Source organism: Pseudomonas sp. 1176_21, from assembly GCF_052850635.1.
On record NZ_VXCV01000004.1, the window covers coordinates 297,635 to 323,001 of the forward strand.

Genomic DNA, 25,367 nt, shown 5'->3' on the forward strand with positions numbered 1-25,367 from the left:
GTCCAGAGTGCCCCGTCGAGGTTGGGCTTTCAAGCCGGGTGGGCGATGCAACCAAACTATGTGCGGTGGCGATGCTCTAACGAACACATCCACCTGTGGGAGGCCACCATGAAGATCCGTGATTTAGCCGAGCATTGGGAACACAGCGCCAAGGGCCCGTTGAGCGCCACCGGCCACGTCCTGCACCTGGACGTCGAAGCGGCGGCGCGCCTGGCGGCGCTGAGCGAAATGTACCCCAAGCGCCGGCCCGAAGAGTTGCTGGGCGAATTGCTCGGCGCGGCGCTGGAGGAGCTTGAGGCGAGCTTTCCGTATGTGAAGGGCCAGCAGGTGATCGCCACCGACGAGGAAGACAATCCGCTCTACGAAGACGTCGGCCCCACCCCTCGGTTTCTGGCGTTGTCACGCCGTTACCTGCGCGACATGAGTGAGCGCAAGGACGGGCCGGCGCACTAGTGATCCGCTGGCCGACTGCGGGCTGCGCTGTGGAGCGCCACAGCCCGCAGGCCTCTGCAACGGGCCGTGCAGCCGCCTCGAGAACCCCGCATTCAAGGCCCTTTGATGGCCCGAACCACAAACCCCGTCTATACCCATACAGGCACGCGTACTACGCACGCGCTGCAAAGTTCCCCCGAAAACCTACTGACCGATCAGTCAGATAAAAACACGATAAGGCGAGACTTTTTTCTGAACTATTCAAAAAACGCTTCGGTCACAGCCAATAGCCATTACGGCAAAACCCCTAAGCTACGGGCATATCGTGTTCCCCAGGCTGACGGGCCATGCCGATGGATTGTTACGGAATTCGTTGTTCATCAGGAGTGATCCAATGGAGTTGACCACCATGAAGACCCGCACCGAAAAAACCTCCTTCACCCAACTGCGCGGGCTCAAGCTGGCTGCGCTGGCATTGGGCAGCAGCCTGGTTCTGGCCGGCTGCGCAGGCAATCCGCCAACCGAGCAGTACGCCGTAACGCAGTCAGCGGTGAACTCCGCCGTCAGCGCGGGCGGTACCGAGTTCGCGGCGGTGGAAATGAAGGCGGCTCAGGACAAGCTCAAACAAGCTGAAATCGCCATGCATGACAAGAAGTACGACGAGGCCAAGCGCCTGGCCGAACAGGCCGAATGGGACGCTCGCGTCGCCGAGCGCAAAGCCCAGGCGGCCAAGGCCGAAAAAGCGGTGCAGGACGCCAACCAGGGCGTGCAGGACCTGCGTGAGGAAGGCATGCGCAGCGTGCAGTAAGCCGCTCGCCTCACCGACCCATGCATTCGTAATCGATAAAGGATGACCCACTATGCGTAAACACGTGATGATCCCCGCCCTTCTGGCCTTGAGCGTTGGTCTGGCTGCCTGCTCCACGCCGCCTAACCCGAACCTGGAATCCGCCCGCACCAACTTCTCCGCCCTGCAGAGCAATCCGCAGGCGAGCAAGGTCGCGGCGCTGGAAACCAAGGACGCGCAAGACTGGCTGAACAAGGCCGACCAGGCCTACATGAACAAGGAAGACGAGAAGAAAGTCGACCAGCTCGCCTACCTGACCAACCAGCGCGTGGAAGTGGCCAAGCAGACCATCGCCCTGCGTGACGCCGAAAACAACCTGAAAAGCGCTGCCGCCAAACGCGCCCAGGCTCGCCTGGATGCCCGTGATGCGCAAATCAAGCAGTTGCAGAACAGCCTCAACGCCAAGCAGACCGAACGCGGCACCCTGGTGACCTTCGGCGACGTGCTGTTCGACTTCGACAAGGCCAACCTGAAAAGCAGCGCCCTGCCGAACATCACCACCCTGGCGCAGTTCCTTCAGGAAAACCCTGACCGCAAGGTGATCGTCGAGGGCTACACCGACAGCAAGGGCTCTGCCAGCTACAACCAGTCGCTGTCCGAGCGTCGCGCCAACGCGGTTCGCACCGCACTGGTACGTGCCGGCGTAGACCCATCGCGCATCGTGGCCCAGGGCTACGGCAAGGAATTCCCAGTGGCTGACAACTCCAGCAACTCGGGCCGTGCGCAGAACCGTCGCGTGGAGGTCACCATCTCCAACGACAACCAGCCGGTAGCGCCACGCTCGGTAAGCAAAGCCTACTGACAGGCTGAGCAACCCGCAGAATCCCGCCTGTCACAGGGCGGGATTTTTTTTGCCTGCCCCTTGCGCAAATAACTACCACCGCCACCTGCCGGGCGTCTGGATCAATGCCACATTCCCCCACCACAAGGACTGTGCACCATGCCCACTTCCAACACCGACGCGCGGGTGCGTCAATTCGATACCCTGTTCTCGCCGCTTGAAACCCAGGAGCAACCGGCCTGGCTGCAGCAGGCCAGCCCCGAGCAACGACGCCAGCTGCACCAGTACCAGGTACTGGGCCGGCTGGCCCGACGGCGGGCAACGCAGGCATTCGCGCAGGTTCAGAGCCTGTACACCTACAACCTTCTGGACCTGTCTGCAAAGGACTTCGCCACCGTCACCGCACAGGTGTTCCATCGCGTGCAGCAGCGCAGGAGCCTGGACGAGGTCTACCTGACCTACCTGCAGGCCATGCTCCAGCGCCGTACGCTGCTTGACGCCAAGCAGGATGCCTACCTGGCGACCCTGCGCGAGGAATACAGCATCGCGCACATCCGGGGCCACCTGGGCAGGCAAGGCAGGCAACTGCTCGAGTGGATCATCGGCGCCTATCCGGACGGTTCGGTGGAGTTCCCGCAACAGGGCCCGTACTTCGGCCCGGATGTAACGGTGTGCGCATCGCTCAGGCTGTTCGACGACCTGCTGGTGCCCGGCATCCTTCTGCTCGGCCCGCCGGTGGACGATGCCCCGTGCGTCGCGTACATGCCGGGCCACCCGCAGCACCCGCTGAAGCAGTACCCCTCGCGCACGCACTTCTTTTCCAACCTGCGTGGCGCGCTGGCGAGCACCGCCTTCCAGCAGTACTTTCTGCGCTTCATCCCCCTGCGTCACCAGCAGCGGGTGGTGAGCAGCTGGCAGGCCAGCGACGCGATGCTGGACCTGCCGATGGACACCAGCGCCCTGGACCAGGGGCTGCGCTGGTTCGTGCAGAAGCACATGATCGAGCGCCTGCTCGACGATGCGCGCCTGCTGATCCCGACCACACCGCAGCAGGCCGACAGCCTGAACACCCTGTGCACCCCGTTCGCCAGCGCTCTCGAAGCGCATCTGCTGATCGGCGCCGGCGCGGGCCTGTGCTGCACCGAGGAAGACGAAGGCCAGGCACCTTCGCAGTGGGTCACACCGCTGCGTGTGATCAAGCCGGCACCCGCCGACTATCGGCGCTGGCTACCCGACCTGAGCAGTTACCGCCTTGACGCCGCCAGCTCCCCGACCGGGCAACCGGATGCCATGGGGCTCTACACCCAGGGCGCGCACAAGGCGATCATGATCAACCAGGCGTTCTACCGGGTGGAGCAGGCCCCCGAGGGCCACTGGCAGATACGCCACCCCACCGACAAGAATGCCTACTGCCCGCCTCTGTACCACAACGGTGCCGGAGCCTGGCACCATCGCCACGAGCAGCCCCAGCGCTGGGAACGCCTGTCGCTGCTGCGTCGTATGGGGCCGCTCGCGGCCGGCTTCGACGATGCGCGCCTGCTGGAGCTGGGGCGCGTCAGCGGGGCTGACAATTCCAGCCTGCGCCAGATGTACCTGCGCGACCGACCCGCGCCCGCGCTGCTGGCGCATGTGCTGCAGCGGGCACGCATTCAGGACCAGGTAGCGCGCAGCATGGTCCTGATCGCCCAGGGGCTGGCGGTACCCGAAATCGATGATGTGCCCCAGCTGCAGGCCTTCTACCGGGCCGTGGCCGTCTATCTGGGCAAGGAACCGGCATCGAGGCGAACCCGTCGCAGCGGCGATTCGACCCCTACCCCCGGCGACACCGCCACCCCCTGCACCACTGGCTGCAACCCGCCGCCGGCCGACCTGTACGATGCCTGGTCACCACGGCTCAATCGGGCGATCGCCTTGCACCGCTTCGAACTGGCACAACTGGATACCGATCATGCGGTGCTGGAGCTCCAGCAACGCTATCCGAACCTGCCACTGAGTGTCGCGCAACGACTGCTGGACGAAAACCGCCAGCGCATCTATGCCTCGCTGCAGGCGACCCCGCCGCTGCCCCTGCCTCTGGACGTGGCCGAGCAGGCGCGTGCCCTCGACCATGACGCGCGCCTGAGCAATGCCCTGGAGGGCTTTACCCAGCCGGCCTCGATCAACCAGGACACCTTCATCCTGGCCGTGCGCCTGCTCGAACACCTGGACCACTGGCCGGCCGGTACCGCGCTGCTGCTGCGCAGTGGCGCACGGTTCGGCACCCCGCTTGCAGCGCTGGGCCAGACCGACGTCGATACCACCTCGGTGTACCTGGATGAAGACGAGGGCTGGCACGCAATCAGCGCGACCCAGGTGCTGCTGGCCCAGGACACCAGCGAGTTCGGGTTCTACCGCGCATTGCTGCATGCACTGGGCGAGTCGCGCAGCGCCCGCCTGGGCTTCGGACTCAACGAGCCGCAGCGCCTGCACCAGCGCCTGATGGAGATGGCGCTGGCGCGCCCCACCCGCGCCCGCCTGCTGCTGGGCCTGCCGGTGCAAAGAAGCTGGTTGACCACCACCGCCAATGCCCCGGCCCAACGCAGCCCCAGTCGTGGCGAGCAGAACATGTTCAACCGCGAACCACTGCATACCCGCCTCGAACGCCTGATCAGCCACCATCGGCTGCCCATTGCGCGCCGCTACGTCAATGCCTACATCGCCCACCTGCTCAGCCAGAACCAGCCCATCGGCGCGCACGTGACGCAGCTGGAACAGGAGCGCCTGCAACTCGATGGCAGCCTGGACCGGTGGGTCGAGCAAAGTGCCGATGCCACTGCCCGCGCCGAGCGCACAGAGGTGGCGCAGCAGCTGGTGCGGGCCTGGGAATGCCGCATTCTTCGCCGGCGGGACGAGGTTCGCATCGACAGCCAGCAGGCGTTGCCACCGTTGTCGGTGACGTTGCCGGCAGTGGTGGCGCTGAGGGTCCTGGATACACCGCGCATCGACGGCCTGGCAGCTTTCGTGCAGCGCTTTCCGAACCTGCACAGGCTGGAACTGGTCAACCTGCCCCTGACCGAGCTGCCGCAAGGTCTGGAGAACCTGCACCGGCTCAGCCACCTGAACCTGTCACGTACCCGGCTGACCCCGACCCGCCTGGCCGAACTGGGCACCCTGAGCGGCTTGCAGACCCTGATCCTGAATGACATCGACGTGCCCGACTTCAGCTGGACGGCCCAGCACATGACCCGTCTGCTGACCCGCGACTCGCTGCGCATTCTGACCCTGCAGGGCTCGAGCGCGCGCTTCGAACAGGGCGTTTTCGCCGCACTGCAGCAGGCAACGCACCTGCACACCCTGAACCTGGCGCAGAACCTCATCAGCTTGAGCGAACAGGACATCATCGATCTGGGTGGCCTGCAGCGCCTGGTCAGCCTCGACCTGTCCGCCAACCCGCTTTCACGCATGCCGGACGTGACCCGCCTGCAGGCCCTGGAAGAGCTCGACCTGTCGTACCTGGCCTCGCCCATCGACCAGTGGCCCACGGGCCTTGAGCGACTGCCCCGGGTGCACAGCGCCGACCTGCGCGGGCTGGCCATTGCCAGCGTGCCCGAAGGGGCCGGCCTTGTACGCGGCCTGCGCATGGCATACGAGTACCTGCCCGAATCACAGCGCCAGCGGTTCGAGGACGACATGATCGCCACGGGCAACACGCTGCAGGACTCCGATGCATCCAGCGCCAGCTCCGACTCGCAGGGCTCCACCGACGTCGAACCGGCCTCGGTGCGCCACGCCACGGCACTGCGCGACGCACCGCGCCTGTTCGAAGGCATGTCCGCTGACGATCAGGCACGGGCCCGGCAATTGCTCGAAGACAACGGCTCGGCGGTGATCGAGTTCTTCGCCTTGCTGCTGCGCCAGGACCGTCTGCACGCCTTGCCGCCAAGGCACACGGCAATGCGCACGCGAATCCAGGCATTGATCCGGGGTGCTTTCGGCCAGGACCTGCGCAGAACCCTGTATGAGGTGGCGCTCGAGGCGGTGAGTTGCATTGACCGCGATGCAGTGGTGTTCTCGCAACTGGAAAACCTGCTGCACGCCGACCTGGCGCTGGCGAGCGTGGGCGATGCGGCAGCCGAGGGCGAACTGATCGACATGGCGATCAGCCATTGGCGCGCACTGCGCCTGCGCGAGCATGTCAGCGCCAACCTGCCGGGCTGGGAACGGCTAGGGCACCAGATCGACTACAGCGAAATCGAACTGCACTTCAGGATCGCGTTGACCACGCGCCTGGGGCTGCGCGACCAGCCGGCCACCCAGGCCTTCACCGGCTACACCCGCTGGGTTACCCCGGCCATGCTCGATGAAGCCTGCGAGGCCGTGTTGCGCTCCCAGATGAGCCAGTTGCCCGACTACCTCTATGGGCAGGCCTACTGGCAGCGCTACCTGGATTTTGCCGCGTCACCGCAACTGGAGCAGGTCAACCGCTGGCGGGATCGAATCAGCGAATACCTGGACGCCGTCAGCAACGAAGAACTGCCGCCGCCCTTGAGCGAGGATGAACAGGCGCGCCTGCGCGACATCCTGCACCTGAGTGGTCGGCTGGGCCTGCACGAAGCGCTGCCGGACATGCTGTCGCTCAACAGCAGCGAATACCGCGCGGCCTACCAGGCCTTGATGAAACGGGTCGAACAGGCCCGCATGGAACTGACCAGGACCATTCTGCGCGAGCCGCGCCCGGGCCCTTCGTCACGTAGCTGACGCGTGCCCGGTACGCCGCAGGTGTTCACGCGGCGTACCGGGTACCGCTTACTGCTGGACCTGCTGGGGCGTCTCCTGCCCCATGCAGCGCACCGCCTGCTTGCGGTTGTCCACCAGCACGCCGGTCAGGCCCTTCTGTTCGGTGTCGAACAGCACCAGCACGCCATCGATGCACTGCGCCACCTGCGCCGCCGGCTTGAGCGAGATCTTGTAGTCCTCCCCCGGCACCGTCTTGAGCATGGTGTAGTCGGCCAGCAACAGTGCATCCTGGGGCTTGGCGAAATGCAGGTAGCCGTAGTACCAGAGCACGCCCACCGTACCGATGATGCTGCAGATACCGGTAATGATCAGCGGGATGGCGTTGCGTTCTTCACTCATTGCGACTTCTCGTCAGGGTAATTGGGGACTTCGGCCAAGCGCCGCAGCCCGTTGAAATGCTCGGGGTCATCCAGAAAACGCAGCATCACCTGGCGCCAGGTCTTGTCGGCGAAGGTCTGCACATGCCCGCCACGGGTCAGTTGCAGAACCCGCGGTGGCGGCGCGGCGCGGTACAGCGCCAGGCCGTTGGCCAACGGCACGATCGGGTCGTCGATGCTGTGGAAGAACAGCTTGGGCGGCGAGCTCAACTGGTCGATCGACCCGATGGCGCTGTCGCCATCGGGTACCAGCCACGACAACGGCACCTGGAACGGCCAGGTCAGCCAGGAAGTGCTCAGGGCAAACTGGCCCACCTTGCGGTAGCTGGCCGGCACCCCGTCGAACACCAGGGCCTTGAAGCGCTGGCGCTGCTCGGGATGCTGCGCCAGGTAGTGAATGCCCATCGCCCCGCCCAGGCTCTGCCCCAGCAGCACCAGCGGCTTGCCCTGCACTTCGGGGGCCTGCTGCAGCCAGTCCAGCGCCGCGGCGATGTCCTGGTACACCGCCGGCAGGGTCGGTTCGCCCTGGGACACCCCGTACCCCCGGTAGTCCACCAGCAGCACCTGGTAGCCCTGCTCGGGCAGCCACCAGCTGGCGCCCAGATGCCAGGCCAGGTTGCCGCCATTGCCATGCAGGTGCAGTACCGTGCCCTTGACCGGCACCCCGGCCTTGGCCGGCAACCACCAGCCGTGCAGACGCGTGCCGTCCTCGGTGGTCAGGCTCACGTCGCGGTAGGCCAGCCCGGCCTTCTCGGGCGTGAACGGCAGGCCACGCTCGGGGTAGAACAACAGTGAACTGCAGCCGGCCAGGCTCAGCAGCGCGGCCAGCAGGCCGACCCGCCAGTGCTCAGAGAATGTTTGAATAATCGGCTTCAATCCGGTCCAGGCTCAGGTGGTTGAGGAAGTTGGAAAAACACATCCAGGCCGACAGCGCGTTCAGGTCGCGGAACTGCTCGGGCAGGTACTTGGGTGGCTCCACCAGGCCTTCATCGACCAGTTGGCGCAGGGTGCGCATGTCTTCCAGGGTGGTCTTGCCGCAGAACAGCAACGGAATCTGCTCCAGCTTGCCCTTGCGCACGGCCAACTGAATGTAGTTGTAAACCATGATGAAGCCCTTGAGGTAGGACAAGTCCTTGGTGAATGGCAGGCCATTGGGCACCGAGCCGCGGAACACGCGGCTGGCATTGCCATAGCTTTCGGCCATTTCAAACCCCTGGGCACGGAAGAACTCGTACACCTGCATGAAGTCCGCCCCCTCCTCGACCATGTGGATGGCGCGGGTGCGGTTGGTGAGCTTGCGCAGGCGGCTGGGGTAGGAGGCAAAGGCGATCACTTCCATCAGGATCGCCAGGCCTTCCTGGGTCACCGTCGACGAGGGCGGGCCCTTGGCCAGGAAGGTGCAGATCGGCTGGTTGAGGCCGTTGAGCGTGGTGCCCACGTGCACCAGCCCTTCATGCACCTCCAGCGCGCGCACGTCGCGGCTGTTGAACATCGCGTCGCTGCGGATCTTGATATAGTCGGCGCCCGCCGCCGCGTCGGCGACGATACCGTCGGACTCGAACACGCGGATGGTTTCCTCGGCCTCGCCGAACACCTTGTTCAGGCGGCCCTGGAGCAGCTCCACGGCCTGCTTGGCGGTGAGGTCCTTGGGTTCGTCCTTGAGGTCGCCGCGCCCGTCGATGTTGTTCAGGTAGTCCGAGAGCATCAGGCCCAGGTCGGCCAGGGTCGGGTCGCCGGCATGGAAGGCGTCGGAGGCGGCGCCGTAAAGCTCCTGGGAAATCAGGCCGAAGTCTTCGGTGCCGCGCGCCTCGAGCATGCGCACCACCATGCGGTATTCCTTGCACATGCGCCGCATGATCTGCCCGACCGGGTTGAACTGGCCGAGCTGGCGGGTGATGTCGCGCTCGATGTTCTGGAACTCGAGCTTCACCGCGCTGGAGTCGAACGACAAGGGCCTGCCCTGGTAGTAGGCGCGGTCCACGGCCGGCATTTCCCGGCCCTTGGCCTTGAGGAAACCCTGGCGAATGCTGTCGTCCCATTTCACCGCATCGAGTACGCGAATGGGGGTTTGCGCCAGGACAATGCGATCAGACAGGGTGCGTATCGTCTGCTGGTACTCGTCCACCCGAAACTCCTTGTGTTGGCCAGCCTACTTGCCGGCCCGCTGAAAACGTGCGACTTCGATGAACAGGTCGGAGTTGGCCGGGTCGTCCAGGTAGGCCAGCACCCGCGCCGCCGGGCTGTCGATAAGCACGCCCTGGCCGTTTTCCTCCGGTATCTCGATGGCGCGACCGCTCAGTTCCTTGTTCTTCAGGGCCTGGTTGATCTGCTCGACATCCAGGTTGTAGATCACCAGTTGCTTGTTGTCGATCACCTCGAAGCCGCCGATCAGGAAGTTGCCCCCCATACGCTTGGGCACGCCGGCCGAGAGGTACCAGCGGTTGCCATGGCGGGCCACGGTGAAGGCGTAGGTTTCAGGCTTCTTGCCCTTGGCGGTGGCCACCGCCTTGTAGGCGTTGTCGCCCCTGCGGCTGATCTGCAACGTCAGCGGCTCGCCCCAGGCGTCCTTGCTGGTCCATTTGCCGAGCAGGGCCTTGGGCGCCGGCTGGTTGGTCGGGATCGGCTCGTTGAACGTCACCAGGCAACCACTCAACAGCACAAACGACAGGGCCAACAGCACACGCCAGGCTTTCATCCGATACTCCTTGAATTAGGTAGAGCCTCAGGCCGATGCCAGCACCAGATGCAGGTATCGGGTAAGGATAGCGAGCATCTGCGCTTCGGCCTGGGGTTGTGCAGCATCGAGCAGGCCCTGATATTCCATCTGCTCGATGATGGCCGTCAACACTATGGCATCTTGCTGTGGCTGGCGCGAACCCACCACCTGCAACAGCTGGCAGGTGCCGCGCAGCAGGATCTGCGCATGCAGGCGCACCAGTTCGGCCAGCCGCGGGCACAGCAGCGCTTCCTGGCGAAACGCCTGCTCGGCCATCAGGAAGTCGCGGCGGTTGTGCAACTGGCGCTGCACGTACTCGGCGCCCATCTTCGCCACTTCGTCGGCCAGCTGCGCGCGGGCGCCGGGGCTGCCGTCGCCCTTGGCAATCAGTTGGCGCAACAGCACCTCGGTGTTTTCCCACAGCTTGGCCATGTAGGCCGCGCTGCGTTCGACATACTGGGCGAAGGTGTCGGTGAGCAGGTCTTCGATGTCCTTGAAATAATAGGTGGTGGCCGACAGCGGCACACCGGCCTCGGCGGCCACCGCACGGTGGCGCACGCCGCGCACGCCATCACGCACGATGATGCGCATGGCCGCGTCGAGGATCTGCTGACGGCGCTGCTCGCTGCCCTGGCGGCTGGCCTTGCGCCCCTGGTACTGAACACTTTCGGCTACCGCTGTGGCCACACCAGCAGCACCTTGTTGAGCCATTGCAGTCGTCACTGGGGTCTACCTCGTTGAATGCTGACTGATCGATCAGCTTGTCGCAGACATGAAAAAGCCGCCCCTAGAGGCGGCTTGTTCAAGACACTCAGGCCTGCGGGCGCATGTGCGGGAACAGGATCACGTCGCGGATCGACGGCGAGTTGGTCAGCAGCATCACCAGGCGGTCGATACCGATGCCCTCACCGGCAGTGGGCGGCATGCCGTACTCCAGGGCGCGCACGAAGTCGGCATCGTAGTGCATGGCCTCGTCGTCGCCGGCGTCCTTGTCGGCCACCTGGGCCATGAAGCGCTCGGCCTGGTCCTCGGCATCGTTGAGCTCGGAGTAGGCGTTGGCGATCTCGCGGCCGCCGATGAACAGTTCGAAGCGGTCGGTGACGTTCGGGTTCTGGTCATTGCGACGGGCCAGCGGCGACACTTCGAACGGGTACTGGGTGATGAAGTGCGGCTGCTCCAGCTTGTGCTCGACCAGCTCTTCGAAAATCATCACCTGCAGCTTGCCCAGGCCTTCGAAGCCCAGCACCTTGGCGCCGGCCTGCTTGGCGATGGCGCGGGCCTTGTCGATGTCGTTGAGGTCGTCGGCGGTCAGCTCGGGGTTGTACTTGAGGATCGAGTCGAACACCGACAGGCGCACGAACGGCTCGCCGAAGTGGAACACCTTGTCGCCGTACGGCACGTCGGTGCTGCCCAGCACCAGCTGCGCCAGCTCGCGGAACAGCTCTTCGGTGAGGTCCATGTTGTCTTCGTAGTCGGCGTAGGCCTGGTAGAACTCGAGCATGGTGAACTCGGGGTTGTGCCGGGTCGAGACGCCTTCGTTACGGAAGTTGCGGTTGATCTCGAAGACCTTCTCGAAACCACCGACCACCAGACGCTTGAGGTACAGCTCCGGCGCGATGCGCAGGAACATCGGCATGTCCAGCGCGTTGTGGTGGGTTTCGAACGGCTTGGCCGCAGCGCCACCGGGGATGGTCTGCAGCATCGGCGTTTCCACTTCCAGGAAGTCGCGCTGGATGAGGAAGTTGCGAATATGGTTGATGACCTGCGAGCGCACACGGAAGGTGTGGCGGGTTTCCTCGTTGACCATCAGGTCGACGTAGCGCTGGCGATAGCGCTGCTCGGTGTCGGTCAGGCCGTGGTGCTTGTCCGGCAGCGGGCGCAGCGACTTGGTCAGCAGGCGCACGTTGGTCATCTCGACGTACAGGTCGCCCTTGCCCGAACGGGCCAGGGTGCCTTCGGCGCTGATGATGTCGCCCAGGTCCCAGGTCTTGACCGCTGCCAGGGTTTCCTCGGGCAGGGTCTTGCGGTTGACGTAGACCTGGATGCGCCCGGTCATGTCCTGAATCACCATGAACGAGCCACGGTTGAGCATGATGCGACCGGCAACCTTGACCGGGATCGCTGCAGCTTCCAGCTCTTCCTTGGTCTTGTCGACATACTGTTTCTGCAGGTCGTTGCAGTAGCTGTCACGGCGGAAGTCGTTGGGGAAGGCGTTGCCCTTGGCGCGCTCTGCGGCAAGCTTTTCCTTGCGCAGGGCAATCAGGGTGTTTTCTTCCTGTTGCAGGTCTTGCGGGTCGAGTTTGAGGTCGCTCATGTGGTCACATTTTCCATCAGGGGTTCATTGCCCCCGCCCGCAGGCGAGGGTCTTGTAGCGGGTCGCGAAACTTACAGCCCCTGCTTGAGGCTGGCTTCCAGGTACTCGTCGATATCGCCGTCGAGCACCTTGTCGCAGTCGCTGCGTTCGACGTTGGTGCGCAGATCCTTGATCCGCGAGGCGTCGAGCACGTACGAACGGATCTGGTGACCCCAGCCGATGTCCGACTTGCTGTCTTCCAGGGCCTGCGACGCGGCGTTGCGCTTCTGCATCTCCAGCTCGTACAACTTGGCCCGCAGCATCTTCATGGCGGTGTCCTTGTTGGCGTGCTGGGAACGTTCGTTCTGGCAGCTGACCACGGTGTTGGTCGGCACGTGGGTGATACGCACCGCCGAGTCGGTGGTGTTCACGTGCTGGCCGCCGGCACCCGAGGAGCGGTAGGTGTCGATACGCAGGTCGGACGGGTTGATCTCGATTTCGACCTTGTCGTCGATCTCGGGGGACACGAACACCGCCGAGAACGAAGTATGGCGGCGTGCGCCGGAGTCGAACGGGCTCTTGCGCACCAGACGGTGCACACCGATCTCGGTGCGCAGCCAGCCAAAGGCGTACTCGCCCTTGATGTGCACGGTGGCGCCCTTGATGCCGGCCACGTCGCCTTCGGACAGTTCCATGATGGTGGCGTCAAAACCACGCTTGGACGCCCAGCGCAGGTACATGCGCAGCAGGATGTTGGCCCAGTCCTGGGCCTCGGTGCCGCCGGAACCGGCCTGGATGTCCAGGTAGGCGTTGTTCATGTCCATCTCGCCGCTGAACATGCGACGGAATTCGAGCTGGGCCAGGGAGTCTTCCAGGCCCTGGAGCACTTCGACGACGTCATTGACGGCGCCTTCGTCGTTCTCCTCGACGGCCATGTCGAGCAGCTCGCGGGCGTCGACCAGGCCGCCGGACAGTTCGTCCAGGGTGTCGACGATCTGCGCCAGCATGGCGCGTTCGCGGCCCAGTTCCTGGGCGTACTCGGGCTTGTTCCAGACGTTCGGGTCTTCGAGCTCGCGGTTGACTTCGATCAGGCGGTCATGCTTGTGATCGTAGTCAAAGATACCCCCGAATGGATTCGGAGCGCTCGGTCAGGTCCTTGATGGTGTTCAGGATCGGTTGGATTTCCATGGGCGGGCAGCTCTCGTGCGTATTCTGTGAAAAGCCGGAGAGTATAAACGAGTCTGCAGGTGCGCGGCAGCCCGTCGGGCGGCCTTTGGAGAAGCCGGCGCCTGATCGCGTCAAGCCGCCCCACAAGGGCAGCACGATGCCCGTGGGAGCGGGCTTGACCCGCGATGGCGGTCTGTCAGGCCACCCCGACCTGGTTGCGCCCGCCATTCTTGGCCTGGTACAGGCCCTTGTCCGCCGCCGAGATCAACTGTCGGCAATGGCTGCCGACTGCCGGCGTGTGGGTGGCCAGGCCGATGCTGATGGTCAGCACGCTGCCCGCCTGCGGCATGTTGTGCGAGATGGCCAGGCCCACCACGGTCTGGCGCAGCTTCTCGGCCACCAGCCGCGCCCCGCCCGGCGAAGTGTTGGGCAGCACCAGGGCGAATTCCTCGCCACCGTAGCGTGCCGGCAGGTCGCTGGGGCGGCTGCACGAGGCACGAATCGCCTCGGCCACCTGGCGCAGCGCCTCGTCCCCGGCCAGGTGGCCGAACGAGTCGTTGAAGGCCTTGAAATAGTCGACGTCGATCATCAGCAACGACAGCTGCGACTGGTCACGCATGGCCCGGCGCCATTCCAGTTCCAGGTACTCGTCGAAATGCCGGCGGTTGGACAGCCCCGTCAGGCCGTCGGAGTTCATCAGCCGCTGCAGCACCAGGTTGGTGTCCAGCAACTGCTGCTGGCTGACCCGCAGCGCCCGGTAGGCTTCGTCACGCTGCAGCAGGGTGAGGTAGGAGCGCGAGTGGTACAGGATGCGCGCGACCAGCTCGATGTTGTCGGGCAGCTTGACCAGGTAGTCGTTGGCCCCGGCGGCGAACGCGGCGCTCTTGACCAGCGCGTCTTCCTTGGACGACAGCACGATGATCGGGATGTCCTGGGTGGCCGGATTGCTGCGGTACTCGCGCACCAGGCTCAGGCCATCAAGGCCGGGCATGACCAGGTCCTGCAGGATCACCGTGGGCTTGATCCGGATCGCCTGCGCGACGGCCTGATGCGGGTCGGCGCAGAAGTGAAAGTCGATGTTGGCCTCGTTGGCCAGGCCGCGACGCACGGCTTCGCCGATCATCGCCTGGTCGTCGACCAGCAGCACCATCGCCGAGTTTTCATTGGTGGTCGGGAACCCCACGAGCGGTAGATCATTCATGCGCGCCCTGCTCCCTGGCGAACGACCGGTTTGGTTCATTACACATCGTCATTTCGAAAAAATCTCCATCAGGCGCGGCGCAATGCGCTCCAGCGCACGTATCTCGACGGCGGCATCGATGGCCGCAGCCGCCTTGGGCATGCCGTAGACCGCACTGCTCTGCTGGTCCTGGGCGATGGTCAGAAAGCCCTGCTCGCGCATCAGCTTGAGCCCCTGTGCGCCATCGCGGCCCATGCCGGTCAGCAGTACGCCCACCGCATCGCCCTGCCAGAAGCGCGCCACGCTCTCGAAGAACACATCGATCGAAGGGCGGTAGATCGCGTTGACCGGTTCGGCGGTGTAGGCCAGGGTGCCGTCCTTCAACAGACGGATATGGTGGTTGGTGCCGGCCAGCAGCACCTGCCCGGGCTGGGGTGCTTCGCCCTCGCGGGCCAGGCGTACCGGCAGGCCGGAGGCGCTGCTCAGCCACTCGGCCATGCCGGCGGCGAACACCTGGTCGACGTGCTGGACCAGCACGATGGCCGCGTTGAAATCCTGCTCCAGGCTCTTGAGCAGCACCTCAAGCGCCGCCGGGCCACCGGCCGAGGAACCGATCGCCACCAGGCGCTGGCGTTGTGCGCCCTGGCGTTGCGGGGCTGCCACTGCCCGCACGCGGTTGCTGCCGTGCTGGCCGATCAGCCAGCTGATATTGAGGATCTTGCGCAACAGCGGCGCGGCCGCCTCACGCGGGTTGCCGGCGCCTACCGCCGGGGTGTCGACCACGTCCAGGGCGCCGTGGCCCATGGCCTCGAACACGCGGTGCACGTTCTGCTGGCGGTCGACCGTGACGATGACGATGGCGCAAGGGGTCCGGGCCATGATCTGGCGCGTGGCCTCCACACCGTCCATGACCGGCATGATCAGGTCCATCAGGATCAGGTCGGGGGTGTGCTCGGCGCAGCGCTGCACCGCCTCGGCGCCATTGCCGGCCACCCAGATCACCTCGTGCTGCGGCTCGAACGCCAATGCCCGGCGCAGGGCTTCCACGGCCAGGGGCATGTCGTTGACGATGGCGATCTTCATCCCTGGGCTCCCCCGATAAGCTCCACCACGGCTTCCAGCAAGGCATCATCATGAAAACTGGCCTTGGCCAAATAGTAGTCGGCCCCGGCGTCCAGTCCACGACGACGATCTTCCTCGCGGTCCTTGTACGACACCACCATCACCGGCAACGACTGCAACCGGCTGTCGCGGCGCAGCAGGGTGACCAGTTCGATGCCGTCCATGCGCGGCATGTCGATGTCGGTGATCAGCAGGTCGAAATCCTCGCTGCGCAAGGCGTTCCAGCCGTCCATGCCGTCCACCGCGACGGCCACTTCGTAACCGCGGTTGGTCAGCAGCTTGCGCTGCAACTCGCGCACGGTCAACGAGTCATCCACCACCAGCACGCGCTTGCGCGTCGCTTCGCGGGCGGCGCGCTGGCCGCGCTCGATACGTTCCAGGCGGCCGGTGCTGAGCAGCTTCTCGACCGAGCGCAGCAGGTCCTCGACGTCCACGATCAGCACCACCGAGCCGTCATCGAGCAGGGCCCCGGCCGAGATGTCCTGCACCTTGCCCAGCCGCGCATCCAGCGGCATCACCACCAGCACGCGCTCGCCGATCAGACGCTCGACGGCCACGCCATACAGGGTGTCGCGCTCACGGATGACCACCACCTTGATGGCCTGTTCCGCCGCCTGGCTGGGCGGCCGGTTGAGCAACTGGGAGGCAGCCACCAGGCCGATGTGCCGGCCTTCATGCCAGAAATGCTGGCGCCCCTCGATCTGCACGATGGCCTCGGCGGGCAGGTCCAGGGTGCGTTCGATATGCGCCAGCGGGAAGGCGTAGGCCTCGCCCCCCACCTCGACCACCAGGCTACGCACCACCGACAGGGTCAGCGGCACCTCCAGGTGAAAGCGGCTGCCCTGCCCGCTGTGCTGGCTGAGGTCGATGAAGCCGCGCAACTGGCGCACGCTGTGCTGCACCGCATCGAGCCCCACGCCGCGCCCGGAAACCTCGGTGACCTTGTCGCGCAGGCTGAACCCCGGCAGGAACAGGAACGTCAGCAGTTCGGCTTCGCTCATCTGCGCCACGGTGTCGGCCGGCGACAACTGGCGCTCGACGATGCTGTGGCGCAGGCGTTGCAGGTCGACGCCGCCACCGTCATCGCTCAGTTCCAGTACCAGCAGGCCGGCCTGGTGCGAGGCGCGCAGGCGGATCAGGCCCTCGGCCGGCTTGCCTGCCAGCAGGCGTTGCTCGGGCAGTTCGATACCGTGGTCCACGGCGTTGCGCAGAAGGTGGGTGAGCGGCGCCTCGAGTTTTTCCAGCACGTCACGGTCGACCTGGGTCTTTTCGCCCTCGATCTCCAGGCGCACCTGCTTGCCCAGCGACCGCCCCAGGTCGCGAACCATGCGGCTCTGCCCGTTGAGCACGTCGGCGAACGGGCGCATGCGGCAGGCCAGCGCGGTGTCGTACAGCAGTTGCGCGCGCTGGCTGGCCTGCCAGCCGAACTCGTCCAGGTCGGCGGCCTGCTGCTGCAGCATCTCGCGGGTTTCGCCGAGCAGGCGCTGGGCCTGCGCCAGCGCTTCCTGCACCTCCGGTCGCTGGCCGCCGGTGTCCAGCTCGGCCTTGAGCGTATCGAGGGCGCGAATGCTCTGGCCGTGCATGCGCTTGAGGCGCTGCAGGGTGGCCAGGTAGGGCTTCAGGCGCTGGGTTTCGACCAGCGACTTGCTGGACAGGTCGAGCAGGCTGTTCAGGCGCTCGGCCGTGACCCGCAGCACCCGCTCGCCGCCTTCGCTGCGCTTGCCCGGCGCAAGGGCCACGGGCTCGGCAGGCGCCTCCGGTTGCGCGAGCGCCTCAGGCTCGGGCGCCGGGGGCACCGGCTGCGGCGCAGCCGGTGCGGGTTCAGGACTCTGCGTCGGCTCGGGCGCGTCGCCGGTTGCCGGCCCCGTCGCCATCAGCGCACTGGCCGGATCGAGCAGCACGGCCATCTGCACCACGAAGGCCTGGACCGCCGCCTCGGTGGCCGCACCGCCCAGGGTGGCGATGCGCATCAGCAGGTCGGTGCCCTGCAGCAGCGCATCGATGTGCTCGGGGCGCAGGCGCAGGCGGCCTTCCTGGGCCTCGACCAGGCAGTCTTCCATCACGTGGGCAACGCTGACCCCGGCGTCGATCCCCACGATGCGCGCCGCGCCCTTGAGCGAGTGGGCGGCGCGCATGCAGGCCTCGAGCTGGTCACCCTGGGTAGGGTTGCGTTCCAGGGCCAGCAGGCCGGCGCTGAGCACCTGGGTCTGCGCCTCGGCCTCCAGGCTGAACAGCTCGAGCAGCGAAGCGTCGCGCATTTGCTCTGGGGTCATGACAGGCTCCGGTTCACGGCAGACAACAGCTGTTCTTCATCCAGCACCCGCACGCTGCGACCGCGCCACTGCAATACCGCTTCGGTGAAGCGTGCATCGGTGGCGGTGTCGCTGGCCGGCTGCCCGGGGTCGAGGGCATGGATACCGTCCACTTCGTCCACCGGCAGCACCACGGCGCCGCCGCTGGCACCCAGGATCAGCATGCGCGGCATGACCCGCGCCGACACCGCCACCGGGCTGCCGGGCTCGAGCCCCAGCAGGTCGCCCAGCGACAGGCACGGCACCAGCGCACCGCGCACATTGGCCACCCCCTGCAGCACCCGCGAGCGCTGGTGCGGCAAGGAGTGCACCGGCTGCAGCGGCGCCACCTCGACCAGGCAGCGGGTCGCCAGGGCCAGCCATTCCTCGCCCAGGCGAAACAGCAACAGCGAGCGCCCGACACTCACCGGTGCCTGCACATGCGTCTGCGCATGGGCGTCCTGGGCCAGCGCATAGCGGTCCAGCAGGCGCGTGGCCGCTGCCGCGTACACCTGGCAGTTGCGACAGTGAATATGCTCGGCCAGCAACGGGCAGCTCTTGTCGCCGTGCACACCGATACGGTTCCAGCAATCGTCGATGGCCTCGACCGTGGCGGCCATCACGCCCAGCTCTGCATGGCCGCTCATCGTTCAGGCTCCCGCTCGCTGCGCTCTCGGCGCGCCGCACGCTCCTGCAGGCGCCGGGCGCCCACCTCATCGCCCTGGGACGCCAGCAGCGCCGCCAGGTGCGCCAGGGCCTCGGGGTGCTGGGGTTGCAGGTACAGCACCTTGCGGTAGTGGCTCACGGCCTGGGCCGCATCGCCGGCGGTATCGCTGAGCAGGCCCAGCCAGTAATACACCTGCGCATCCGGTGCATGCTGCTGCAGGTAGCGTTCGCAGGCCGCGCGTGCCTCGTCGCTGCGGCCCTCGTTGGCCAGCGTGGCGATCTGCGCCAGCAGCTGTTCGGCGCCGGGCTTGCCGGCGGCTGGGGGCGCAACCCGGGCAGGCTGCGGTGCCGGGGCTGGCGCACGGCGCGCCAACGGCGCAGGCGCCCGCCGTGGACTGGGTGCAGGCATCGGGGGCGGCGGCGAAAGCACTGGGGGCGGCTCCTGCGGGATATGCCGTACATAGGCGAACGACTGCGCGATACCCAGCGGGCGCATGCCCATGCGTGCCAGCAGGCTGCCTTCGGCCGGGCCGATGAACAATACGCCGTCTTCATGGGTGAGGCTTTTCAGTACGTCGAACACCCGTTGCTGGGTGGGTACATCGAAATAGATCAGCAGGTTGCGGCAGAAGACGAAGTCGTAGCTGCCCCTGCGGGTGCGCAGCGCCGGGTCGAGCACGTTGCCCACCTGCAGCTCGACCTGCTGGCGAACCCGCTCGTCGAGGCGATGGCCCTGCTCCACCTCGCTGAAGTGGCTCTGGCGGAAGGCGATGTCACTGCCGCGAAAGGAGTTGCGGCCATACACCGCCTGTTCGGCGCGGGCGATCGAGTTGGGGCTGATGTCGATGCCGTCGACGCGAAACCCGGGGCCGGCAATACCGGCATCGAGCAGGGCCATGGCAATCGAATAGGGCTCTTCACCGGTCGAACACGGCAGGCTGAGCACCCGCAGCGGCCGGGTGCCATTGAGCTCGGCCAGGCGCCTGAGGGCAAGCCCGGCCAACGCGCTGAACGACTCGGGATAACGGAAGAACCAGGTTTCAGGCACGATCACCGCTTCGATCAGCGCCTGCTGCTCCGGGGTCGACTGCTGCAGGCGCACCCAGTAGTCGTCCAGGTCGCGGGCCTGCAGGGCAGCACAGCGCTGGCGCAGGGCCCGCTCGACCATCGGCGCGCCAACCGAGGCGACATCCAGGCCGATACGCTCCTGCAAGAAACGAAAGAACCGCTGCTCGTCGCTCATGGCTGCACCTCCACGGGCGGGTACAGCAAGGCGCGGGCCTGGTCGGTCAGCAGGTCCTGGACGCTGATGCGTTGCATCAGGCCCTGGGCATCTTCGCGCACCGGCCCCAGGTAGGGGGCCTGGTGGTTGTCGACGCCATAGGGGCGAAACTCGTCGGGGTGGCAACGCAGGGTGTCGCTGGCCTGCTGCAGGATCAGGCCCAGCAACTGCGGCTCGGCCTGCGCCTGGCCCCGGTAGTGCACCAGCACCAGCCGGGTGCTGGTACGCAGCGGCGCCGGGGTGCCGAACCCCAGGTCGCCCACGTCGATCACCGGTACCAGCGCACCGCGATGCGCCAGCACCCCCGCCACCCAGCGCGGGGTGTGGGCGATGGGCTTGAGTGGCAGGCGCGGCAGCACCTCCACTACCTCATGGGTGTCCAGGGCAAAGCGCTGCTCGCCGATACGAAATACCAGGAACAGGCGCCCTGGCGTAGGCACCGAAGTGTCGCGGCGTGACTGAAGGTCGCTCATCGGGGCTTCAGACTTTGAACCGCGACACACCACCACGAAGGCCGACCGCTACCTGGCTCAGCTCGTCGATGGCGAAACTGGCCTGGCGCAGCGACTCCACGGTCTGGCTGCTGGCATCGCCCAGCTGCGCCAGTGCATGGTTGATCTGCTCGGCACCGGTGGCCTGGGCCTGCATGCCTTCGTTGACCATCAGCACCCGTGGCGCCAGCGCCTGCACCTGGTGGATGATCTGGGTCAGTTGCTCGCCCACCTGCTGCACCTCGGCCATGCCGCGACGCACTTCCTCGGAAAACTTGTCCATGCCCATCACCCCGGCCGACACCGCCGACTGGATCTCGCGCACCATCTGTTCGATATCGTAGGTGGCCACGGCGGTCTGGTCGGCCAGGCGACGCACCTCGGTGGCCACCACGGCAAAGCCGCGGCCATATTCGCCGGCCTTCTCGGCCTCGATGGCGGCGTTGAGCGACAGCAGGTTGGTCTGGTCGGCGACCTTGACGATGGTGACCACCACCTGGTTGATGTTGCCGGCCTTCTCGTTGAGGATCGCCAGCTTGTTGTTGACCAGGTCGGCCGCGCCCATCACCTGGTGCATGGTCTCTTCCATGCGCGCCAGGCCCTGCTGGCCGGAGCCGGCCAGTACCGAAGCCTGGTCGGCGGCGCTGGTGACCTCGGTCATGGTGCGCACCAGGTCCCGGGAGGTGGCGGCGATTTCCCGCGAGGTGGCACCGATTTCGGTGGTGGTGGCGGCCGTTTCGGTGGCGGTGGCCTGCTGCTGCTTGGAGGTGGCGGCAATCTCGGTCACCGAGGTGGTGACCTGCACCGACGAGCGCTGGGCCTGGGACACCAGCGTGGTCAGCTCGCTCATCATTTCGTTGAAGCCGGTTTCCACCGCACCGAATTCATCCTTGCGGTCCAGGCTCAGGCGCACGCTGAGGTCACCGCCGCGCAGCTTGTCCAGCGCCCGCACGATCAGTTGCATGGGGCCGGTGATGGCGCGCATCAGCATCAGGCCGCAGATGCCGGCTGCAATGATCGCCAGCACCAGCGAGATCATCATGCTGACCTTGGCCGTGGTCACCGCGCTGACGATGGCACCGGTGGCCTGCTCGGCCGACACCCGGTTGCCTTCGATCACCGTGTTCAGGTGCTTGCGGCCCTCGTTCCAGGCCGGGGTCATGCTGTCCTGCAGCAGGCGCTGGGCCTCGGCGTAGTTCTTCTGCCGGTAGGCCTCCAGCACGCTGTCGAGCAGCTTCAGGTAGCCCTGCTCCAGGCGCACGAACTCCTCGTAGCTGGACTGGTCTTCGGAGGACTGGATGGTCTTCTGGTAATCGGCCATGTTCTGCTTGAGGCGATCCTCGAAGCTCTTGTACAGCTCGGCGTCGGCATTGGTCAGCTCGCGATGGTTGCTCAGGCCGAGCAACTGCTGGGTGTTGACGTAGCTGTCGACCCAGGCGCTGCGGATCATCGAGCTGTAGTACACGCCAGGGATGCTGTCCGAACGCACCGCCTCCTCACTGGACTCGATCGCCACCAGGCGCGAGTAGGCAGCGACCACCATCAACAGCATGATGGCAATGATCATGGCGAAGCTCGCCAGGATGCGTTGGCGCAATGTCCAGTTCTTCACAGTCAGCCCTCAAGGATTCTACGCGAGCAGAAAAATGCGCAGATTATAGCCCACGCACCTTATCTGCACGCGCTCTGGATCAAGACGGCTCGGGCAAAATGGCCTGCGCGATGGCCATATGCCCGCATTTGCTGACTCAGGCCTGGCGAACCTGTTTTTCCAGCTCGGCCTTGAGGGCCGGGTCGAGCTTGAGCTGCTTGGCCAGCTCGTCGAGGTAGGCGCGCTCCATGAAGTGTTCCTCGTCCACCAGCATGACGCTGGCGATGTACATCTCGGCCGCCATTTCCGGCGTTGTGGCGGCGCGGGCGACGTCGGCCGGGTCCAGCGGTCGGTTGAGTTCGGCATGCAGCCACTGTTGCAGCTCGTGGTCGTTGTCGAGCTTGACGAACTCCCCTTCGATCAGCGCCTTCTCGCGCTCGTCGACATGCCCGTCGGCCTTGGCCGCAGCCACCAGCGCCTTGAGGATGGCCTGGCTGTGCAATTCGACCTGGGCGGCAGGCAGGCGGTCGAGGGTCTGCGGTTCGCGCTGCGGCGCACTGCCCTGCTGGGCCTGCCAGTTGCCGTAGGCCTTGTAGGCCAGCACACCGAGGGCGGCCAGGCCACCATAGGTGAGCGCCTTGCCCCCCAGGCTGCGCGCCTTCTTGTTGCCCAGCAGCAGGCCCATCGCGCCCGCCGCCAGCGCACCACCGCCGGCACCGGAGAGCAGCCCGCCCAGGCCACCGCCACCGGCGCCGCCGAGCAACCCACCCAGCCCGCCACTGCCCCCTGGCTTGGCGCTGGCACCTTTGCCGGCCTGGTTCTGCAGCAGCTCCTGGCCGGACTTTAGCAACTGGTCGAGCAAACCTCGGGTGTTCATCTGAACGTCCTCAACAAGGAAATGAAACGCCAGAGTAAAGCCTGACCTGCGTCGTCACGCTGCGCATTTGCTTCTGGATGTTGCATTCGCGGGAACGCACTACGCTAGTAGGGAATGCACCGCTGCAGCACCGTCATCACTGCCCCTGCACAATTCCAATAAAAGAGGGAACATCATGCTTGTGCACACCACCGCATTGCTTGGCGCCCTGGGCGCCGGGATCCTCGCAAGCGCCAGCCTGCAGGCCGCCGAGCCGCTCAAGGCCGTGGGTGCCGGCGAAGGGCAACTGGACATCGTGGCCTGGCCCGGCTACATCGAGCGCGGCGAGAGCGACAAGGCCTACGACTGGGTCAGCGGTTTCGAGCAGGACACCGGCTGCAAGGTGAGCGTCAAGACTGCCGCCACCTCCGACGAGATGGTCAGCCTGATGACCAAGGGCGGCTACGACCTGGTGACCGCGTCGGGCGATGCCTCGCTGCGCCTGATTGCCGGCAAGCGTGTGCAGGCGATCAACACCGACCTGATCCCCAACTGGAAGCACCTCGACCCGCGCCTGAAGGACGGCCCCTGGTACGTGGTCGACGCCAAGGTCTACGGCACGCCGTACCAGTGGGGGCCGAACGTGCTGCTGTACAACACCGAGGTGTTCAAGCAGGCGCCCACCAGTTGGGGCGTGGTGTTCGAGCCGCAGGACCTGCCGGACGGCAAGCCGAACAAGGGCCGTGTGCAGGCCTATGACGGGCCGATCTACATCGCCGATGCGGCGCTGTACCTGAAGACGGCCAAGCCGGAACTGGGCATCGACAACCCCTACGAGCTCAACGAAACCCAGTACAAGGCGGTGCTCGACCTGTTGCGCCAGCAACGCCCCCTGATTCACCGCTACTGGCATGACGCAACCGTGCAGATGAGCGACGTCAAGAACGAAGGTGTGGCGGCTTCAAGCTCCTGGGGCTACATGGTCAACGGGCTCAAGGCCGACAAGCAGCCGGTGGCCTCGACCATCCCCAGGGAGGGCGCCACCGGCTGGGCCGATACCACCATGCTGCACGCCGAGGCCAAGCACCCCAATTGCGCCTACAAATGGATGGACTGGTCGCTGCAGCCCAAGGTGCAGGGCGACGTGGCGGCGTGGTTCGGCTCGTTGCCGGTGGTGCCGGCGGCGTGTTCGGGCAGTGAACTGCTGGGGGCCGACGGGTGCAAGGCCAACGGTTTCGACCTGTTCGACAAGATCGCGTTCTGGCGCACGCCGCAGGCGCAAGGGGGCAAGTTCGTGCCCTATAGCCGCTGGACCCAGGACTACATCGCGATCATGGGCGGCCGTTAGGGCCTCTTCGCCGTCAAGGCCGGCCCCTGCAGGCGACTCGCACACCTGAAGGGGCCGGCCTTGACGGCAAAGCGAACGCACCGCCCTCGCAGAACCGTGGAGTACCCCGCATGCCCCCAGCCGTACAGTTCACCCAAGTGTCCCGCCTGTTCGGCGAGGTCAAGGCCGTCGACCGGGTCTGCATCGACATCGAAGACGGCGAGTTCTTCTCCATGCTCGGCCCTTCGGGCTCGGGCAAGACCACCTGCCTGCGCCTGATCGCCGGGTTCGAACAACCCAGCCACGGCTCGATTCGCATCCACGGCGTGGAAGCCGCTGGCCTGCCGCCCTACCAGCGCGACGTCAACACGGTCTTCCAGGACTACGCGCTGTTCCCGCACATGAACGTGCGCGACAACGTGGCCTACGGGCTCAAGGTCAAGGGCGTGGCCAAGGCCCAGCGCCATGCCCGCGCCGAAGAGGCCCTGGGCATGGTGGCCCTGGCCGGCTACGGCGAGCGCAAGCCGGTGCAGTTGTCCGGCGGGCAGCGCCAGCGCGTGGCCCTGGCCCGCGCGCTGGTCAATCGTCCCCGGGTACTGCTGCTGGACGAGCCCCTCGGCGCGCTGGACCTCAAGCTGCGCGAGCAGATGCAGGGCGAGCTGAAGAAGCTCCAGCGCCAGCTGGGCATCACCTTCATTTTCGTCACCCACGACCAGACCGAGGCGCTGTCGATGTCCGACCGCGTGGCGGTGTTCAACCGCGGGCGCATCGAACAGGTCGACACGCCGCGCAACCTCTACATGCAACCGGCCACCCCCTTCGTTGCCGAGTTCGTCGGCACTTCCAACGTGCTGCGCGGCGAGCTGGCCCAACACCTGGTGGCCAGCCCGCAGCCGTTCTCGATCCGCCCGGAACACATTCACCTGAGCGCGTCGGCCATCCCGGGCGACGTCCTCCAGCTCAGCGGCGTGCTGCACGATATCCAGTACCAGGGCAGCACCACCCGTTACGAACTGCAGCTGGACAACGGCCAGTTGCTGGCGGTGAGCCAGGCCAACAGCCAGTGGCATGCCGACGCCGCCCCCTGGCAGCCCGGCCAGCGCCTGCACGCCCACTGGCCGCGCGAGGCCATGACCGCGCTGCGCGAAACCGTGCTCGACGAGGGCCGCTGA

20 protein-coding genes and 1 pseudogene are annotated in these 25,367 nt (G+C 65.9%); 6 read left to right on the plus strand and 15 right to left on the minus strand.

All coding sequences use genetic code 11. The annotated features are described in order from the left end of the window. Positions 1-108 precede the first annotated feature (108 nt). The 4 genes from FW760_RS12230 to FW760_RS12245 all read left to right on the plus strand — a co-directional run bounded on the left by FW760_RS12230 (position 109) and on the right by FW760_RS12245 (position 6,797). Positions 109-453 carry a hypothetical protein gene (locus FW760_RS12230; RefSeq protein WP_043863222.1) on the plus strand — a complete coding sequence of 115 codons (345 nt, stop codon included), beginning with the start codon at positions 109-111 and terminating at the stop codon, positions 451-453. 373 nt (positions 454-826) lie between these two features. Further along, positions 827-1,240, plus strand: coding sequence for a DUF4398 domain-containing protein (locus FW760_RS12235; protein ID WP_043863221.1), 414 nt, complete (start codon positions 827-829; stop codon positions 1,238-1,240). Between the two features lie 52 nt (positions 1,241-1,292). Then, positions 1,293-2,081, plus strand: a complete 789-nt coding sequence (locus FW760_RS12240; protein WP_043863220.1) for an OmpA family protein — start codon at positions 1,293-1,295, stop codon at positions 2,079-2,081. Positions 2,082-2,219: 138 nt separating this feature from the next. Continuing rightward, on the plus strand, positions 2,220-6,797 hold the full coding sequence (locus FW760_RS12245) for an NEL-type E3 ubiquitin ligase domain-containing protein (RefSeq protein WP_446443799.1): 4,578 nt from the start codon (positions 2,220-2,222) through the stop codon (positions 6,795-6,797). A 48-nt stretch (positions 6,798-6,845) separates the two neighbouring features. On the opposite strand, the gene FW760_RS12250 is transcribed toward FW760_RS12245, so the two are convergent. The 15 genes and pseudogenes from FW760_RS12250 to FW760_RS12320 all read right to left on the minus strand — a co-directional run bounded on the left by FW760_RS12250 (position 6,846) and on the right by FW760_RS12320 (position 22,889). Then, a complete protein-coding gene (locus FW760_RS12250; protein ID WP_043863218.1) occupies positions 6,846-7,175 on the minus strand; it encodes a hypothetical protein in 330 nt (109 codons plus the stop codon). Further along, complete coding sequence (locus FW760_RS12255; protein WP_446443800.1) at positions 7,172-8,089, minus strand: alpha/beta hydrolase; 918 nt, start codon at positions 8,087-8,089, stop codon at positions 7,172-7,174. Before FW760_RS12255 ends, FW760_RS12250 begins: the two co-directional genes overlap by 4 nt. Then, positions 8,061-9,338 (minus strand): flavohemoglobin expression-modulating QEGLA motif protein, encoded by a 1,278-nt coding sequence (locus tag FW760_RS12260; protein WP_043863216.1) that lies wholly within the window; start codon positions 9,336-9,338, stop codon positions 8,061-8,063. Before FW760_RS12260 ends, FW760_RS12255 begins: the two co-directional genes overlap by 29 nt. Before the next feature lie 24 nt (positions 9,339-9,362). Then, positions 9,363-9,908, minus strand: coding sequence for a hypothetical protein (locus tag FW760_RS12265; RefSeq protein WP_446443801.1), 546 nt, complete (start codon positions 9,906-9,908; stop codon positions 9,363-9,365). 27 nt (positions 9,909-9,935) lie between these two features. After that, entirely contained in the window at positions 9,936-10,640 is a 705-nt protein-coding gene (locus FW760_RS12270; RefSeq protein WP_043863214.1) for a TetR/AcrR family transcriptional regulator, read from the minus strand. 100 nt (positions 10,641-10,740) lie between these two features. Then, positions 10,741-12,243 carry a lysine--tRNA ligase gene (lysS, locus tag FW760_RS12275; RefSeq protein ID WP_043863213.1) on the minus strand — a complete coding sequence of 501 codons (1,503 nt, stop codon included), beginning with the start codon at positions 12,241-12,243 and terminating at the stop codon, positions 10,741-10,743. Between the two features lie 71 nt (positions 12,244-12,314). Continuing rightward, a protein-coding gene (prfB, locus tag FW760_RS12280; RefSeq protein WP_100633065.1) for a peptide chain release factor 2 occupies positions 12,315-13,410 on the minus strand; the annotation gives its coding sequence in 2 pieces (ribosomal slippage) (positions 12,315-13,337 and positions 13,339-13,410; 1,095 coding nt in all). Positions 13,411-13,548: 138 nt separating this feature from the next. Further along, a pseudogene (locus FW760_RS12285) lies at positions 13,549-14,590 on the minus strand (diguanylate cyclase); the annotation flags it as partial. A 48-nt stretch (positions 14,591-14,638) separates the two neighbouring features. Continuing rightward, positions 14,639-15,652: a chemotaxis response regulator protein-glutamate methylesterase gene (cheB, locus tag FW760_RS12290; protein WP_043863210.1), complete on the minus strand. Its 1,014-nt coding sequence runs from the start codon at positions 15,650-15,652 to the stop codon at positions 14,639-14,641. Continuing rightward, complete coding sequence (locus FW760_RS12295) at positions 15,649-17,964, minus strand: hybrid sensor histidine kinase/response regulator (RefSeq protein WP_100633064.1); 2,316 nt, start codon at positions 17,962-17,964, stop codon at positions 15,649-15,651. Before FW760_RS12295 ends, cheB begins: the two co-directional genes overlap by 4 nt. Further along, entirely contained in the window at positions 17,961-18,629 is a 669-nt protein-coding gene (locus tag FW760_RS12300; protein ID WP_196932095.1) for a chemotaxis protein CheW, read from the minus strand. Before FW760_RS12300 ends, FW760_RS12295 begins: the two co-directional genes overlap by 4 nt. Then, positions 18,626-19,891 carry a CheR family methyltransferase gene (locus FW760_RS12305; RefSeq protein WP_446443802.1) on the minus strand — a complete coding sequence of 422 codons (1,266 nt, stop codon included), beginning with the start codon at positions 19,889-19,891 and terminating at the stop codon, positions 18,626-18,628. The genes FW760_RS12300 and FW760_RS12305 overlap by 4 nt, the downstream gene beginning before the upstream one ends. Further along, complete coding sequence (locus FW760_RS12310) at positions 19,888-20,403, minus strand: chemotaxis protein CheW (RefSeq protein WP_043863206.1); 516 nt, start codon at positions 20,401-20,403, stop codon at positions 19,888-19,890. The genes FW760_RS12305 and FW760_RS12310 overlap by 4 nt, the downstream gene beginning before the upstream one ends. 7 nt (positions 20,404-20,410) lie before the next feature. After that, on the minus strand, positions 20,411-21,988 hold the full coding sequence (locus FW760_RS12315; protein WP_213086040.1) for a methyl-accepting chemotaxis protein: 1,578 nt from the start codon (positions 21,986-21,988) through the stop codon (positions 20,411-20,413). Positions 21,989-22,169: 181 nt separating this feature from the next. After that, positions 22,170-22,889 (minus strand): tellurite resistance TerB family protein, encoded by a 720-nt coding sequence (locus FW760_RS12320; protein ID WP_054915019.1) that lies wholly within the window; start codon positions 22,887-22,889, stop codon positions 22,170-22,172. A gap of 175 nt (positions 22,890-23,064) precedes the next feature. On the opposite strand from FW760_RS12320, the gene ydcS reads away from it, so the two are divergent. Both ydcS and FW760_RS12330 read left to right on the plus strand, forming a co-directional pair. Next, entirely contained in the window at positions 23,065-24,216 is a 1,152-nt protein-coding gene (gene ydcS, locus FW760_RS12325) for a putative ABC transporter substrate-binding protein YdcS (protein WP_253086888.1), read from the plus strand. A gap of 110 nt (positions 24,217-24,326) precedes the next feature. Then, the gene (locus FW760_RS12330) at positions 24,327-25,367 is read left to right on the plus strand and encodes an ABC transporter ATP-binding protein (RefSeq protein WP_446443803.1); all 1,041 of its coding nucleotides are present in this window, start codon (positions 24,327-24,329) and stop codon (positions 25,365-25,367) included.